The 13,229-nt window shown below is 72.6% G+C and carries 16 protein-coding genes; 10 read left to right on the plus strand and 6 right to left on the minus strand.

Annotated features, from left to right (window positions below; genetic code table 11):
• From ybaK to FGW31_RS25970, 4 genes are all read right to left on the minus strand, one after another.
• On the minus strand, positions 1 to 492 hold a 492-nt coding region (ybaK, locus tag FGW31_RS25955), incomplete at its 3' end, for a Cys-tRNA(Pro) deacylase (RefSeq protein ID WP_142195945.1).
• Between the two features lie 28 nt (positions 493 to 520).
• Positions 521 to 1,261, minus strand: coding sequence for an LON peptidase substrate-binding domain-containing protein (locus FGW31_RS25960; RefSeq protein WP_142195946.1), 741 nt, complete (start codon positions 1,259 to 1,261; stop codon positions 521 to 523).
• An 11-nt stretch (positions 1,262 to 1,272) separates the two neighbouring features.
• Positions 1,273 to 2,358, minus strand: a complete 1,086-nt coding sequence (locus FGW31_RS25965) for a hypothetical protein (protein ID WP_142195947.1) — start codon at positions 2,356 to 2,358, stop codon at positions 1,273 to 1,275.
• A gap of 219 nt (positions 2,359 to 2,577) precedes the next feature.
• The gene (locus FGW31_RS25970) at positions 2,578 to 4,152 is read right to left on the minus strand and encodes an oxidoreductase (RefSeq protein WP_142195948.1); all 1,575 of its coding nucleotides are present in this window, start codon (positions 4,150 to 4,152) and stop codon (positions 2,578 to 2,580) included.
• 194 nt (positions 4,153 to 4,346) lie between these two features.
• Here FGW31_RS25970 and hisD point away from each other — a divergent pair, with 194 nt between their 5' ends.
• The 8 genes from hisD to hisF are packed head-to-tail and all read left to right on the plus strand — an operon-like array spanning position 4,347 to position 10,073.
• Positions 4,347 to 5,672, plus strand: coding sequence for a histidinol dehydrogenase (gene hisD, locus FGW31_RS25975; RefSeq protein ID WP_142195949.1), 1,326 nt, complete (start codon positions 4,347 to 4,349; stop codon positions 5,670 to 5,672).
• Complete coding sequence (locus FGW31_RS25980; protein WP_142195950.1) at positions 5,669 to 6,784, plus strand: histidinol-phosphate transaminase; 1,116 nt, start codon at positions 5,669 to 5,671, stop codon at positions 6,782 to 6,784. Before hisD ends, FGW31_RS25980 begins: the two co-directional genes overlap by 4 nt.
• On the plus strand, positions 6,781 to 7,383 hold the full coding sequence (gene hisB / locus FGW31_RS25985) for an imidazoleglycerol-phosphate dehydratase HisB (RefSeq protein WP_142195951.1): 603 nt from the start codon (positions 6,781 to 6,783) through the stop codon (positions 7,381 to 7,383). The genes FGW31_RS25980 and hisB overlap by 4 nt, the downstream gene beginning before the upstream one ends.
• A 2-nt stretch (positions 7,384 to 7,385) precedes the next feature.
• Entirely contained in the window at positions 7,386 to 7,544 is a 159-nt protein-coding gene (locus FGW31_RS35120) for a hypothetical protein (RefSeq protein ID WP_167530123.1), read from the plus strand.
• 4 nt (positions 7,545 to 7,548) lie between these two features.
• Entirely contained in the window at positions 7,549 to 8,190 is a 642-nt protein-coding gene (gene hisH / locus FGW31_RS25990) for an imidazole glycerol phosphate synthase subunit HisH (protein WP_142195952.1), read from the plus strand.
• Between the two features lie 4 nt (positions 8,191 to 8,194).
• The gene (gene priA, locus FGW31_RS25995) at positions 8,195 to 8,920 is read left to right on the plus strand and encodes a bifunctional 1-(5-phosphoribosyl)-5-((5-phosphoribosylamino)methylideneamino)imidazole-4-carboxamide isomerase/phosphoribosylanthranilate isomerase PriA (protein ID WP_142195953.1); all 726 of its coding nucleotides are present in this window, start codon (positions 8,195 to 8,197) and stop codon (positions 8,918 to 8,920) included.
• The gene (locus FGW31_RS26000; RefSeq protein ID WP_142195954.1) at positions 8,917 to 9,321 is read left to right on the plus strand and encodes a Rid family hydrolase; all 405 of its coding nucleotides are present in this window, start codon (positions 8,917 to 8,919) and stop codon (positions 9,319 to 9,321) included. The genes priA and FGW31_RS26000 overlap by 4 nt, the downstream gene beginning before the upstream one ends.
• Positions 9,318 to 10,073: an imidazole glycerol phosphate synthase subunit HisF gene (gene hisF / locus FGW31_RS26005; protein WP_142195955.1), complete on the plus strand. Its 756-nt coding sequence runs from the start codon at positions 9,318 to 9,320 to the stop codon at positions 10,071 to 10,073. The genes FGW31_RS26000 and hisF overlap by 4 nt, the downstream gene beginning before the upstream one ends.
• 3 nt (positions 10,074 to 10,076) lie before the next feature.
• Here hisF and FGW31_RS26010 read toward each other — a convergent pair whose 3' ends face one another.
• Positions 10,077 to 10,475 (minus strand): VOC family protein, encoded by a 399-nt coding sequence (locus FGW31_RS26010; protein WP_142195956.1) that lies wholly within the window; start codon positions 10,473 to 10,475, stop codon positions 10,077 to 10,079.
• Positions 10,476 to 10,498: 23 nt separating this feature from the next.
• Positions 10,499 to 11,134 (minus strand): TIGR03085 family metal-binding protein, encoded by a 636-nt coding sequence (locus tag FGW31_RS26015; RefSeq protein WP_142195957.1) that lies wholly within the window; start codon positions 11,132 to 11,134, stop codon positions 10,499 to 10,501.
• A 136-nt stretch (positions 11,135 to 11,270) separates the two neighbouring features.
• Here FGW31_RS26015 and hisI point away from each other — a divergent pair, with 136 nt between their 5' ends.
• Positions 11,271 to 11,690 (plus strand): phosphoribosyl-AMP cyclohydrolase, encoded by a 420-nt coding sequence (gene hisI / locus FGW31_RS26020; RefSeq protein ID WP_142195958.1) that lies wholly within the window; start codon positions 11,271 to 11,273, stop codon positions 11,688 to 11,690.
• An 11-nt stretch (positions 11,691 to 11,701) separates the two neighbouring features.
• On the plus strand, positions 11,702 to 13,195 hold the full coding sequence (locus FGW31_RS26025) for an anthranilate synthase component I (protein ID WP_142195959.1): 1,494 nt from the start codon (positions 11,702 to 11,704) through the stop codon (positions 13,193 to 13,195).
• Positions 13,196 to 13,229 lie beyond the last annotated feature (34 nt).

Below are 13,229 nucleotides of genomic sequence, written 5' to 3' on the forward strand. Positions count from 1 at the left end.
ACCGATCGGGGCCAGGACCGCCGAGGTCAGGTCGCTCAGGTCGGCGGGCGAGAGCTCGACCTCCAGGCCGCGGCGGCCGGCCGAGACACAGATCGTCTCGTGCCGCCCGGCCGAGTCGTCCAGGACCGTCGGCAGCTTCTTGCGCTGGCCGAGCGGCGAGATGCCGCCGCGGACATAGCCCGTGGTGCGCTCCGCCAGCGCCGGGTCGGCCATCGCGGCGCGCTTGCCGCCGACCGCCGCCGCGAGGGCCTTCAGGTCCAGCTGGCCCGCCACCGGGACCACCGCCACGGTCAGCGCGCCGTCGACGTCCGCCACCAGCGTCTTGAAGACCCGGTCAGGCGAGACGCCCATCGCCTCGGCCGCCTCCTCGCCGTACGACGGGTGGGAGGGGTCGTGGTCGTAGGAGTGGACGGTGAACGGCACTCCGGCCGCCGTCAGCGCCACCGTCGCCGGAGTTCCTCCCGGCTGCTGCTTCTTCGTCTTCTTCGCCATCCCGGCCTGTACCCCAGACAGTCGTGCGTCAGTTGAGACTCGTCGGGCCGCGCGTCAGCTCCGACGCCGGCAACGACGGCAGGTTACGGATGATGGCCGTCTCCGCGCGAAGGAGTTTCAGCTCGTCGCGGAGCCGGGACGCGGTGTCCGGCGCCTGGAGGAGACGCTGCTTCGTCGGCGTGTCCAGCATCATCGCGGCGGCGACCAGGTAGGAGACGACACCCGGCTCGTCCGGCAGTTCCGCGCCGGTCGCCAGCGACCGCTCGCGCGCTCCCGCCAGCCGCTTCTGGTACTGGCGGAAAGCCCGCAGCACCCCTTCGGCCAGCGCCCCCGCCTCCTCGCCGGGATCCTCCTCCAGCGGCTCCGCCTCGGCCGTCAGATACGGCCCCGAGGAGTCGACCGACAGCAGCCGCACCCGGGTCGTGCCGGTCGCCAGCACCTCGAAGGTGCCGTCGGCCCGCTCGCGGATCGTGGCCGCGTCGGCCACGCAGGCCACCTTGTGGAAGGCGCGCAGCGGGTCGGTGCCGAAGCCGGCCGCCGGTCCCCGCTCGGGCACGGCCGTCGGGTCGGGCATGCCGGGAGCGCTCGGCGCCACCTCGTGGCCGTCGCGGATCGCGACGACGGCGAACCGGCGCGGCTCGTCCTCCGGCGTCTTCAACAGCTCGCGCATCATGGCGCGATAGCGCTCCTCGAAGACGCTGAGCGGGAGCACGAGCCCCGGGAACAACACCGTGTTCAGGGGGAAGAGCGGAAGCCGGACGGTGGTCACGACGCAAAAGCCTAATGGTCGCCGCAGCCTACTCGCCCGCCCTGCCCACCTCGCGGACGGCCGGGAACCGGGACGAAGGGGCCCGCGGCGGCCCCGGAAGCACCCGCCGCGACCGCCGCGCGCACGGCCTGACGCACCTCGAGGAACCTGCCGAGCGGGTCCTCCGCGTCCAGGTCCCAGGGGAAGGACGTGGCGTACGGACCGGTCAGCCGCAACTGCTCCAGGGCGTCCGGCCAGCGTTCCAGGCGGACCAGGACGTAGGTCAGCAGGTTGCGCAGCCCGGCCGGCCAGGTGTGGCCGGTGGGCAGCAGCGCCGACAGCGCCACGGCACGGTCGGCCGCCGCCTCGATGCGCTCGCGCGGCACCTCGGGACCGCAGCCGTCGGTCAGATAGCCGAAGGCCGCCCGCAGCGGCAGCGCCTGGGTGAGCGAACCCGCCGGTGCGTCCTGGGCGGCCAGGTCCGCGAAGTCGAAGCACTCGCGGTGCGAGCCGTGCCAGGAGGCCGCCAGATAGCGCAGGGCCGCCACATGGCAGCCGTGGTGGTGCGGGGCGCGGCGCACCGCGGCCTCCCACAGCTCCTCGAAGTACGTGTGCCCGGCGCGTGCGCCGCGGGCGTGGTCCAGGGCGAGCCGCCAGGGCACCGGGTCGCGGCCGTCCGCGCGCGCGGCGGCCGTGATCAGCGGGCTCACCTCGCGCAGCAGCTCGGCCCGGGCCGGTGAGTCCCAGACCCGGTACACCGCCCGCTGGGCGTCCACCAGCAGCGCGTCGGGGTCGCGCGGGGCGCAGGCGAGCCAGGCGTCCAGCCACTCCGGGCGCGAGCGCGCGAAGGCGGCCAGCCGCCGCACGTACCGGTCGCGGTGCTCCCACGCGCCGGTGCGCCGGGTGGCGGCGAGCAGGTCGGCGGCGGCCGTGTGATCACCGTCCGCGGCGCCGACCAGCGCCGGTCCCAGCACGTCGTCGGGCGCGTCGAGGAGCACCTCGTCGTCGGCGGGCAGCTCGACGGGGACGTGCCGGACGTGCGAGGCGGTGCCCGTCGCCTTGCCTCGGACCCGGGGGGTACGGGTGAACCCGTGCAGCAGAGCCATGGTGTCGACCATTGAAAGTCCGCAGGTCACAGCGGCGCCAGAGGTCGCACGGAAGTCGCGGAAGGTTGTACGGGCGCGGGTCAAGGGACGGTAAAAGCGGACGGTTCCTCACGGTGCGCGGGTCCCTCTGGGCACGGTGGGCTCCGGCCGCCTCGACGGTCACTCATGGCAGGTCACCGCCCTGTGCCCACCCGCCTGCCCGCCCTCTGTCACGCGCCGCGCAGGGCCTGGCTAAGTGCGCCGCAGGGTCCGGGTCGCGCCCGCCGCCACCGTCGTCGCCAGGATCCATCCCAGCAGGATGAACGCCGCCGACAGCCACTGCCAGCCGCCGCGCAGCTGCCAGAAGCCCACCTGGCCCAGGTCGATCACCGGCAGCAGCAGGTCCAGGGCGAACAGCGGCGGATTCCACGCGGGATGCTCGTCGCTCTTGAGCGGCGGGAGGTCCGCGTGCGCGAAGGCCAGCGAGCCCAGCGCCCACAGCACCGCCATCCACACCGCGGCCCGGCCCGGCCGGTACCCGTAGGCGACCGTCCAGTCCTGGGCGTACCCCCACAGCTTGGCCGCAGGCGGCAGGCTCTCGCGGCGCCGGCGCTGCTTGGCGAGCAGCACCTCGCGGGCGTCCTCGTCCTCCCCGCCCTCGCGCAGCACGGCGGCCAGCCGCTCGTACGGCTCCGGGTTGTACTCGGCGCTGGCCGCGTCCACCCACCGCAGCCGCAGCGCCAGCGGGAACGGGCCGCGCGGCACGAGGTTCTCGTAGGTGAAGCCGCCCATGTGCAGCCGGCCCGGGCCCGGCCAGCTGTCCGCCCGGTCCATCAGGTTGACCACCCGCGCCCCCGACAGCACCACGCGGCCGCGGGCCGGCCGCTCCCCGAGGAAGCGCAGCTCCGGCGTCTGCACCCGGCGCAGCGACAGTTCCTGCTCGTCGGTGAAGGTGAACGAGGCCCCCTCGAAGTCGACCGCGTCCCCGAACCTCCCGTCGTCCAGCCGCACCCCGCCCTGGCACTCGAACCGCTGGATCCGCGTCCCGCGCGCCGGGGTCATCCCGCTGCGCGCCTGCGCGCCGAGGCCCGCCGGGGTCAGGTACAGCGAGCGCTCCACGGTCAACTGCGGGGCGTTCAGCGCGAGCCGGGTGTACGGGTTGACGAGCCGGGCGCCGCGCAGGCTCAGCGAGACGCCTATCTGGGCGCTGCGCAGGCTCAGTTCGCCGTGCGACTCCAGCATCTCCGCCTGTAAGTCCTGGCCGACGGTCAGCCCGTCGGCGGCTATCGAACGGCCGCTGCGGTCCCGGTGCACGATCGCCTGGTTCAGCAGCAGGTCCGTGCCGATCTTCGCGTCGGTGAGCCGTATGCCGCCGTGGAACCGGCAGCGCGGCAGGTGCAGATCGCCCTCGGTGGTCACCCGGGCCGCCTCCAGGCGCGGCACCGAGCAGTCCACCAGCCGCACGGTCGTGAAGCGGGCCTCCGGCAGCAGCACGTCCCGCTCGAAGCGGCAGCCGCGCATCTCCACGTACGGCTCCACCGTGCCGCCGGCGAGGTCCAGGGCGCCGCTGACGTGCACCCCGACCAGTTTCAGCGAGGAGACCCGGCCGGCCAGGGCCGGCGGGCCGTCCAGCAGGAGCCAGCACACGACGCGCGCCCTCACCGTCCGCTCCGGGCCCCACGGATGTCCTCCGTGCGGATCGTCGACGAGGGTGTCCCCGCTGCTCAGGTCGTACACGCTGCCGTTGCGGAAGGCCTGCCACATTCCGGCCTCCGCGGCGGTCAGCTCCTCCGGCGGCTCTCCGGCGCCCGGCACCCCCTCGGTCACGGAACTCCCCTCCTCCCTCACATACCCGTGGGTTCGTCCCTTCGTACAGCCGTTCATGCCCGTTCAGGTGACCCGTTGAACACGGAAAGTGAAGAGGATCTCGGAAATGTGCGCGGACCGTCACCGTGCGGAGTCCGTATCACTCACTGGAACGGCGAAACGGCCCACCGCGCGGGTCTGAGAGAATTGAGCACGTGATCTCCCGAATCGATCTGCGCGGCGACGCCCTCCCCGAGGGCCCCGCCCTGCGCGACCTGCTGCCCCGAGCCGACTTCGACGTCGCGGCCGCCCTGGAGAAGGTGCGGCCCATCTGCGAGGACGTGCATCATCGGGGCGACGCGGCGCTGATCGACTTCGCCGAGCGCTTCGACGGCGTGCGCCTGGAGTCCGTCCGGGTTCCGGCGCAGGCGCTCACCGACGCCCTGGAGCAGCTGGACCCGGCCGTGCGCGCGGCCCTGGAGGAGTCCATCCGCCGGGCCCGGCTCGTCCACCGCGAGCAGCGCCGCACCACCCACACCACCCAGGTCGTCCCCGGCGGCACCGTCACCGAGAAGTGGGTCCCGGTCGACCGCGTCGGCCTGTACGCGCCGGGCGGCCGGTCCGTGTACCCGTCCTCCGTGATCATGAACGCGGTGCCCGCCCAGGAAGCAGGCGTCCCGTCGATCGCGCTCGCCTCCCCGGCCCAGGCCGAGTTCGGCGGACTGCCGCACCCGACGATCCTCGCCGCGTGCGCGCTGCTCGGCGTGGACGAGGTGTACGCGGCCGGCGGCGCCACCGCCGTCGCGATGTTCGCGTACGGCACCGAGTCCTGCCCGCCCGCGAACATGGTCACCGGCCCCGGCAACATCTGGGTCGCCGCCGCCAAGCGCTACTTCACCGGCCGCATCGGCATCGACGCCGAGGCCGGCCCGACGGAGATCGCGATCCTCGCGGACTCCACCGCCGACCCGGTGCACATCGCCTCCGACCTGATCAGCCAGGCCGAGCACGACCCGCTGGCCGCCGCCGTCCTGGTCACCGACTCCACCGACCTCGCGGACGCGGTGGAGAAGGAACTGGAGCCGCAGGTCAGGGCCACCAAGCACATCGACGACCGGATCGTCCCCGCCCTCGAGGGCCGCCAGTCCGCCGTCGTCCTGGTCGACGGCCTCGACGAGGGCCTGCGCGTCGTCGACGCCTACGGCGCCGAGCACCTGGAGATCCAGACCGCCGACGCCGCCGCGGTCGCCGACCGGGTGCGCAACGCGGGCGCGGTCTTCGTCGGCCCCTGGTCGCCGGTGTCGCTCGGCGACTACGCGGCCGGCTCCAACCACGTCCTGCCCACCGGCGGCTGCGCCTGCCACTCCTCCGGCCTGTCCGTCCAGTCCTTCCTGCGCGGCATCCACATCGTGGACTACACCAGGGACGCGCTCGCCGAGGTCGCGCACCACGTGGTGACGCTGGCGGAGGCGGAGGACCTGCCCGCGCACGGCGCGGCGATCAAGGCGAGGTTCGACTGGAAGGTGCCGGAGAGCAAGTGAACATCCGGATCGACGATCTCCCCGTACGGGACGAGCTGCGCGGCAAGTCCCCCTACGGCGCGCCCCAACTGGACGTCCCCGTACGGCTGAACACCAACGAGAACCCCTACCCGCTGCCCGAGCCGCTCGTCGAGCGGATCGCGGAGCGGGTCCGCGAGGCCGCCCGGCACCTCAACCGCTACCCCGACCGCGACGCGGTCGAACTGCGCACCCGGCTGGCCGAGTACCTGACGAAGACCGCCGGCCACCCGGTCGGCGTCGAGAACGTCTGGGCCGCCAACGGCTCCAACGAGGTCATCCAGCAGCTGCTGCAGACCTTCGGCGGGCCCGGCCGCACCGCGATCGGCTTCGAGCCGTCGTACTCGATGCACGGGCTCATCGCGCGCGGCACCGGCACCGGCTGGATCTCCGGCCCCCGCAACGACGACTTCACCATCGACGTCGCCGCCGCCGAGCAGGCGATCGCCGAGCACCGCCCGGACGTCGTCTTCATCACCACCCCCAACAACCCCACCGGCAACGCGGTCCCGCAGGAGACGGTCCTCGCCCTGTACGAGGCCGCCCAGGCCGCCAAGCCGTCGATGGTCGTCGTGGACGAGGCGTACATCGAGTTCAGCCACGGCGACTCGCTGCTCCGGCTGCTCGACGGACGACCGCACCTGGTCGTCTCGCGCACCATGTCCAAGGCGTTCGGCGCGGCCGGCCTGCGCCTCGGCTACCTCGCCGCGCACCCCGCGGTCGTCGACGCCGTGCAGCTCGTCCGGCTGCCGTACCACCTGTCGGCCGTCACCCAGGCGACCGCGCTGGCCGCCCTGGAGCACACCGACACGCTGCTCGGCTACGTCGAGCAGCTCAAGGCCGAACGGGACCGGCTGGTCGCCGAACTGCGCGCCATCGGCTACGAGGTCACCGAGTCCGACGCCAACTTCGTCCAGTTCGGCCGGTTCGAGGACGCCCACGCCACCTGGCGCGCGATCCTCGACCGCGGCGTCCTGGTCCGGGACAACGGCGTCCCCGGATGGCTGCGGGTCACCGCCGGCACACCCGCCGAGAACGACGCGTTCCTCGACGCGGTCCGTGAACTCAAGAAGGAACAGGAGCAGAGCGCATGAGCCGCGTAGGACGCGTGGGAAGAATCGAACGCACGACGAAGGAAACGTCCGTCCTCGTCGAGATCGACCTCGACGGCACCGGGAAGACGGAGATCTCCACCGGCGTCGGCTTCTACGACCACATGCTCGACCAGCTCGGCCGGCACGGTCTGTTCGACCTCACCGTGAAGACCGAGGGCGACCTGCACATCGACTCCCACCACACCATCGAGGACACCGCCCTCGCCCTCGGCGCCGCCTTCAAGCAGGCACTCGGCGACAAGGTGGGCATCTACCGCTTCGGCAACTGCACGGTCCCGCTGGACGAGTCCCTCGCCCAGGTCACCGTCGACCTCTCCGGCCGCCCCTACCTCGTGCACACCGAGCCCGAGAAGATGGCGCCGATGATCGGCGAGTACGACACCACGATGACCCGGCACATCCTGGAGTCCTTCGTCGCCCAGGCCCAGATCGCGCTGCACGTGCACGTGCCCTACGGGCGCAACGCGCACCACATCGTGGAGTGCCAGTTCAAGGCACTGGCCCGCGCCCTGCGCTACGCGTCCGAGCGCGACCCCCGCGCGGCCGGCATCCTGCCCTCCACGAAGGGCGCGCTGTAGCCATGAACGGCCTGTCCACCGTCCTGATCGTCGTCGGCCTGTTCTTCGTCGGCGGCATCATCTCCTTCGTCAAGCAGAAGATGCCCACGAGCCTGATCGTGCTGCTCTCGATCGGCGCCGCGCTCTGCCTCGGCGCGGGCGTCCTGAGGCTGGAGGTGTGACCCCTTGAGCACCGCCAAGAAGGTCGTGGTCTTCGACTACGGCTTCGGCAACATCCGTTCCGCCGAGCGCGCCCTCGCCCGCGCCGGAGCCGACGTCGAGATCACCCGCGACTTCGACACCGCCATGAACGCCGACGGGCTGCTGGTGCCCGGCGTCGGCGCCTTCGCCGCCTGCATGCAGGGCCTGAAGCAGGCGCGCGGCGACTGGATCGTCGACCGGCGGCTCGCCGGCGGCCGCCCGGTGATGGGCATCTGCGTCGGCATGCAGATCCTGTTCGCGCGCGGCATCGAGCACGGCGTGGAGACCGAGGGCCTCGACGAGTGGCCCGGCTCGGTCGAGCCGCTCCAGGCCGACGTCGTGCCCCACATGGGCTGGAACACCGTGGACGTGCCGCCCGGCTCCGAACTGTTCGCCGGCCTCGACGCGGACGCGCGCTTCTACTTCGTGCACTCCTACGCCGTCCACGACTGGACCCTCGAGACGGCCAACCCGGCGATGCGCGCCCCGCTGGTCACCTGGTCCACCCACGGCAAGCCGTTCGTGGCGGCCGTGGAGAACGGCGCCCTGTGGGCGACCCAGTTCCACCCCGAGAAGTCCGGCGACGCCGGTGCCCAGCTCCTCACCAACTGGATCGGAACCCTGTAGAGACATGGCCACGCTCGAACTGCTCCCCGCCGTCGACGTCCGCGACGGCCAGGCCGTCCGCCTCGTGCACGGCGAGTCCGGTACGGAAACCTCGTACGGCTCCCCCCTGGAGGCCGCCCTCGCCTGGCAGCGCTCCGGCGCCGAGTGGCTGCACCTGGTCGACCTGGACGCCGCGTTCGGCACCGGGGACAACCGTGAGCTGATCGCCGAGGTCGCCGGCGCGATGGACATCAAGGTGGAACTGTCCGGCGGCATCCGCGACGACGCCACCCTCGCCGCCGCCCTCGCCACCGGCTGCACCCGCGTCAACCTCGGCACCGCCGCCCTGGAAACCCCCGAGTGGGTCGCCCGGATCATCGCCGAGCACGGCGACCGGATCGCCGTCGGCCTCGACGTGCGCGGCACCACCCTGCGCGGCCGCGGCTGGACCCGCGACGGCGGCGACCTCTACGAGACGCTGGACCGTCTCAACAAGGAGGGCTGCGCCCGCTACGTCGTCACCGACATCGCCAAGGACGGCACCCTCCAGGGCCCCAACCTGGAGCTGCTGAAGAACGTCTGCGCCGCCACCGACCGCCCCGTGGTCGCCTCCGGCGGCGTGTCCTCGCTGGACGACCTGCGCGCCCTCGCCGAGCTCGTGCCGCTCGGTGTCGAAGGCGCCATCGTCGGGAAGGCCCTGTACGCGAAGGCGTTCACCCTGGAAGAGGCCCTGGAGGCTGTGTCCCGATGACATCGGATGCCGTACGGCGCGTGCAGAGCGGAAACCCCTGGGAGGAGACCTTCGGTTTCGCGCGCGCCGTGGCGGCGGGCGACCGCGTCCTGGTGGCGGGCACCACCGCCTTCCGGGGCACCGTCCTGTACGGGGAGGGCGACCCGTACGAGCAGGCCAAGGTCGCCTTCACCATCGCCCTGGAGGCGATCGGGGAGTTCGGGCTCGGCGTCGAGTCCGTGATCCGCACCCGCGTCCACCTCGCCCACGCACGCGACGTCGACGCGGCCGGACGCGCCCACAAGGAACTCTTCGACCCGGTGCGCCCGGTCACCACCGTCCTGGTGGTCGACGGCTTCGTCGACTCGCGCGTACTGGTCTCAGTGGAACTGGAAGCATTCAGAGGAGCCGTGAATTCATGACCCTGGCGGTCCGAGTCATCCCCTGCCTGGACGTGGACAACGGCCGGGTCGTCAAGGGCGTCAACTTCCAGAACCTGCGCGATGCGGGCGACCCCGTCGAGATGGCCAAGGTGTACGACGCCGAGGGCGCCGACGAGCTGACGTTCCTGGACATCACCGCCTCGTCCGGCAACCGCGAGACGACGTACGACGTGGTGCGCCGCACCGCCGAGCAGGTGTTCATCCCGCTCACCGTCGGCGGCGGCGTGCGCACCGCCGAGGACGTCGACAAGCTGCTGCGGGCCGGTGCCGACAAGGTCGGCGTGAACACCGCCGCGATCGCCCGCCCGGAGCTGATCCGCGAGATCGCCGAACGCTTCGGCCGGCAGGTCCTGGTCCTCTCCGTCGACGCCCGCCGCACGGAGTCCGGTTCCTTCGAGGTCACCACGCACGGCGGCCGCCGCGGCACCGGCATCGACGCCGTCGAGTGGGCGCACCGGGCCGCCGAACTGGGCGCGGGCGAGATCCTGCTCAACTCCATGGACGCCGACGGCACCAAGGACGGCTACGACCTCGAGATGATCGGCGCCGTCCGCAAGCACGTCACCGTCCCGGTGATCGCCTCGGGCGGCGCCGGCAAGCTGGCCGACTTCCCGCCCGCGGTCGCGGCGGGCGCCGACGCGGTCCTCGCCGCCTCCGTGTTCCACTTCGGCGACCTGCGCATCGGCCAGGTCAAGGAGACCCTGCGGGAAGCCGGCCACCCGGTGCGGTGAGGCTCAGCCCGTCGGCTGGGCCAGCTGGATCAGGTTGCCGACCGTGTCGTCCAGCAGGGCGGTGAGGTACGGGCCCTGCTCCCGCGGGTCCTGCACGAAGTGGACGCCCTCCCCGCGGAGCCGTTCGTACTCCGCGCGGAGGTCGTCCACCGAGAACACCATGGCGGGCAGGCCCGCCTCACGGACCGACCGGCGGTAGGGCTCGGCGATGGGCCCCCGGCCCGGCTCCAGCAGCAGCTCCAGATCCGGCTGCGCGCCCTCGCGCGCGCCCACCGTGACGAACAGCGTGCCGCCGCCCAGATCCATCCGGGTGCGGGTCTCGAAACCGAGGACATCGGTGTAGAAGGCGTGCGCCTTCGCCACGTCGTCGACGTACACGCTGGTCATCGCCACTTTGATCACGAGCTGCGCCTTTCGGGTGCGGATCAGATGCCCAGCTGCCCGGACTCGCGCAGCTTCGCGATCGCGTTCTCGTCGCCGTCCAGCTCGACCTTCGCCGCGCTCTGCCGGCCGTAGGCGAACAGCACCAGCTCGGACGGCTCACCGGTCACCGTGACCACCGGGGTGCCGCGGTGTGCCACCGCCGTCTGCCCGTCCGGGCGGCGCAGCACCAGGCCCGTCGGGGCGCCGCGGCCCATCAGCCGCGCGGACCGCTCCAGCCGCGACCACAGGGCGTCCTGGAACACCCGGTCCAGCTCACGCGGCGTCCAGTCGGGCCGGGCCCGCCGCACGTCCTCGGTGTGGACGTAGAACTCGACGATGTTCGACAGCTCGTCGACCTGCTTGAGGGCGAACGGCGAGAAACGCGGCGGACCGGACCTGATCAGCCGGATCAGCTCCTCGTACGGCTTGGCGGTGAACTCCGCCATCACCCGTTCCAGACGCGACGCGAGCTGCTTGACCAGCATTCCGCCCGCCGCGTCCGGACGGCGCTCGCGCACCACCACGTGGGCGGCGAGGTCCCGGGCCGTCCAGCCCTCGCACAGGGTGGGGGCGTCGGGGCCGGCCGTCTCCAGGAGATCGGCCAGCAGAAGTCGTTCACGCTTGGCATGGGTCGACATGCCAGCCAGCCTACGGCCGGGCGCCGGGTCCGCCCACCCGTCGCCCGGCCGGCCCGCCCCGGCACACCGTCCACGCCGTTCCCAATCGGTGGACGCACGCGCGGGCACCACCGCCCGGCGCGGCACAATGGTGACCATGACCAGCACGTCCCGGCCCAGCAGCCTCGACCCGCAGATCGCCGCGCGGCTCAAGCGCACCCCCGACGGCCTCCTGCCCGCCATCGCCCAGCAGTACGACACCGGAGAGGTGCTGATGCTCGGCTGGATGGACGACGAGGCGCTGCACCGCACGCTGACCACGGGCCGCTGCACCTACTGGTCGCGCAGCCGGCGGGAGTACTGGGTCAAGGGCGACACCTCCGGCCACTTCCAGTGGGTGAAGTCGGTCGCCCTGGACTGCGACGCCGACACGGTGCTGGTCAAGGTCGACCAGGTGGGCGCCGCCTGCCACACCGGCGACCGCACCTGCTTCGACGCCGACGTGCTGCTGAAGGACGGCTCCGCCGACGCCTCCGCCGACGGCGCCGGTTCGGGCGCGCCCGCCTCGGATCAGTAGGGTCTGCCGCCATGGACCTCGAGACGTTCCGCAAGCTCGCCACCGACCGCCGGGTCATCCCGGTCACCCGCAAGCTCCTCGCCGACGGCGACACCCCGGTCGCGCTCTACCGCAAGCTCGCCGCCGAGCGGCCCGGCACCTTCCTGCTCGAGTCCGCGGAGAACGGGCGCTCCTGGTCCCGCTACAGCTTCGTCGGGGTCCGCAGCGCCGCCACCCTCACCGAGCGAGACGGACGCGCCCACTGGGAGGGCACACCGCCCGTCGGCGTCCCCACCGACGGCGACCCGCTCGCCGCGCTGCGCGCCACCCTCCGGACCCTGCACACCCCGCGCGACCTCGCCCACGACCTCGGCCTGCCGCCCTTCACCGGCGGCATGGTCGGCTACCTCGGCTACGACATCGTGCGCCGCCTGGAGAAGATCGGCCCCGGGGAGCGTGACGACCTGAAGCTCCCCGAGCTGACCATGCTCCTCACCAGCGACCTCGCCGTCATGGACCACTGGGAGGGCGCGGTCTGGCTGATCGCCAACGCGATCAACCACAACGACCTGGAGACCGGCGTCGACGAGGCCTACGCCGACGCCGTGGCCCGCCTGGACGCCATGCAGGCCGACCTCACCCGCGCGGTGGCCCAGCCGCCGGCCGTCCTGCCGCCCTCGGAACTGCCCGAGTACAGCGCCCTGTGGGGCGGTGCGGACTTCCAGGGGGCCGTGGCGGACATCAAGGAACGCATCCGCGCCGGCGAGGCCTTCCAGGTCGTGCCGTCCCAGCGGTTCGAGACCCCGTGCGCGGCGAGCGCGCTGGACGTCTACCGGGTGCTGCGGGCCACCAACCCGTCGCCGTACATGTACCTGTTCCGCTTCGACGGCTTCGACGTGGTCGGCTCCTCGCCCGAGGCGCTGGTGAAGGTCGAGGACGGCCGGGCCATGGTGCACCCCATCGCCGGCACCCGGCACCGCGGCGCCACCCCGCAGGAGGACCAGGCCCTCGCCGACGAACTGCTCGCCGACCCCAAGGAGCGCGCCGAGCACCTGATGCTCGTCGACCTCGGGCGCAACGACCTCGGCCGGGTCTGCGAACCGGGCTCCGTCGAGGTCGTCGACTTCATGTCCATCGAGCGGTACTCGCACGTCATGCACATCGTCTCCACGGTCACCGGGCAGGTCGCCGCCGGCCGCACCGCGTTCGACGTGCTCACCGCCTGCTTCCCGGCCGGCACGCTCTCCGGCGCGCCCAAGCCCCGCGCGATGCAGATCATCGACGAACTGGAACCGTCCCGGCGCGGTCTGTACGGCGGCTGCGTCGGCTACCTCGACTTCGCCGGTGACTCCGACACCGCGATCGCCATCCGCACGGCCCTGCTGCGCGACGGCACCGCCTACGTGCAGGCCGGCGCGGGCGTCGTCGCCGACTCCGACCCGGTCGCCGAGGACACCGAGTGCCGCAACAAGGCGGCGGCGGTGCTGCGCGCCGTGCACACCGCCAACCGGCTCGGAACGGCCTGAGATGAACCCCGGGTGACGGTTCGCCCGGGGTTCA

Origin of the sequence: Streptomyces calvus, assembly GCF_006782915.1 — a bacterium.
Lineage (GTDB): Bacteria > Actinomycetota > Actinomycetes > Streptomycetales > Streptomycetaceae > Streptomyces > Streptomyces calvus.

What these genes read in the sequence shown, in the direction of transcription:
- FGW31_RS25965 (WP_142195947.1), bottom strand. Translation starts at nt 2,358, where the DNA reads ATGGTCGACACCATGGCTCTGCTGCACGGGTTCACCCGTACCCCCCGG.
- hisB (WP_142195951.1), top strand. Translation starts at nt 6,781, where the DNA reads ATGAGCCGCGTAGGACGCGTGGGAAGAATCGAACGCACGACGAAGGAA.
- FGW31_RS35120 (WP_167530123.1), top strand. Translation starts at nt 7,386, where the DNA reads ATGAACGGCCTGTCCACCGTCCTGATCGTCGTCGGCCTGTTCTTCGTC.
- priA (WP_142195953.1), top strand. Translation starts at nt 8,195, where the DNA reads ATGGCCACGCTCGAACTGCTCCCCGCCGTCGACGTCCGCGACGGCCAG.
- FGW31_RS26000 (WP_142195954.1), top strand. Translation starts at nt 8,917, where the DNA reads ATGACATCGGATGCCGTACGGCGCGTGCAGAGCGGAAACCCCTGGGAG.
- hisF (WP_142195955.1), top strand. Translation starts at nt 9,318, where the DNA reads ATGACCCTGGCGGTCCGAGTCATCCCCTGCCTGGACGTGGACAACGGC.
- FGW31_RS26015 (WP_142195957.1), bottom strand. Translation starts at nt 11,134, where the DNA reads ATGTCGACCCATGCCAAGCGTGAACGACTTCTGCTGGCCGATCTCCTG.
- hisI (WP_142195958.1), top strand. Translation starts at nt 11,271, where the DNA reads ATGACCAGCACGTCCCGGCCCAGCAGCCTCGACCCGCAGATCGCCGCG.
- FGW31_RS26025 (WP_142195959.1), top strand. Translation starts at nt 11,702, where the DNA reads ATGGACCTCGAGACGTTCCGCAAGCTCGCCACCGACCGCCGGGTCATC.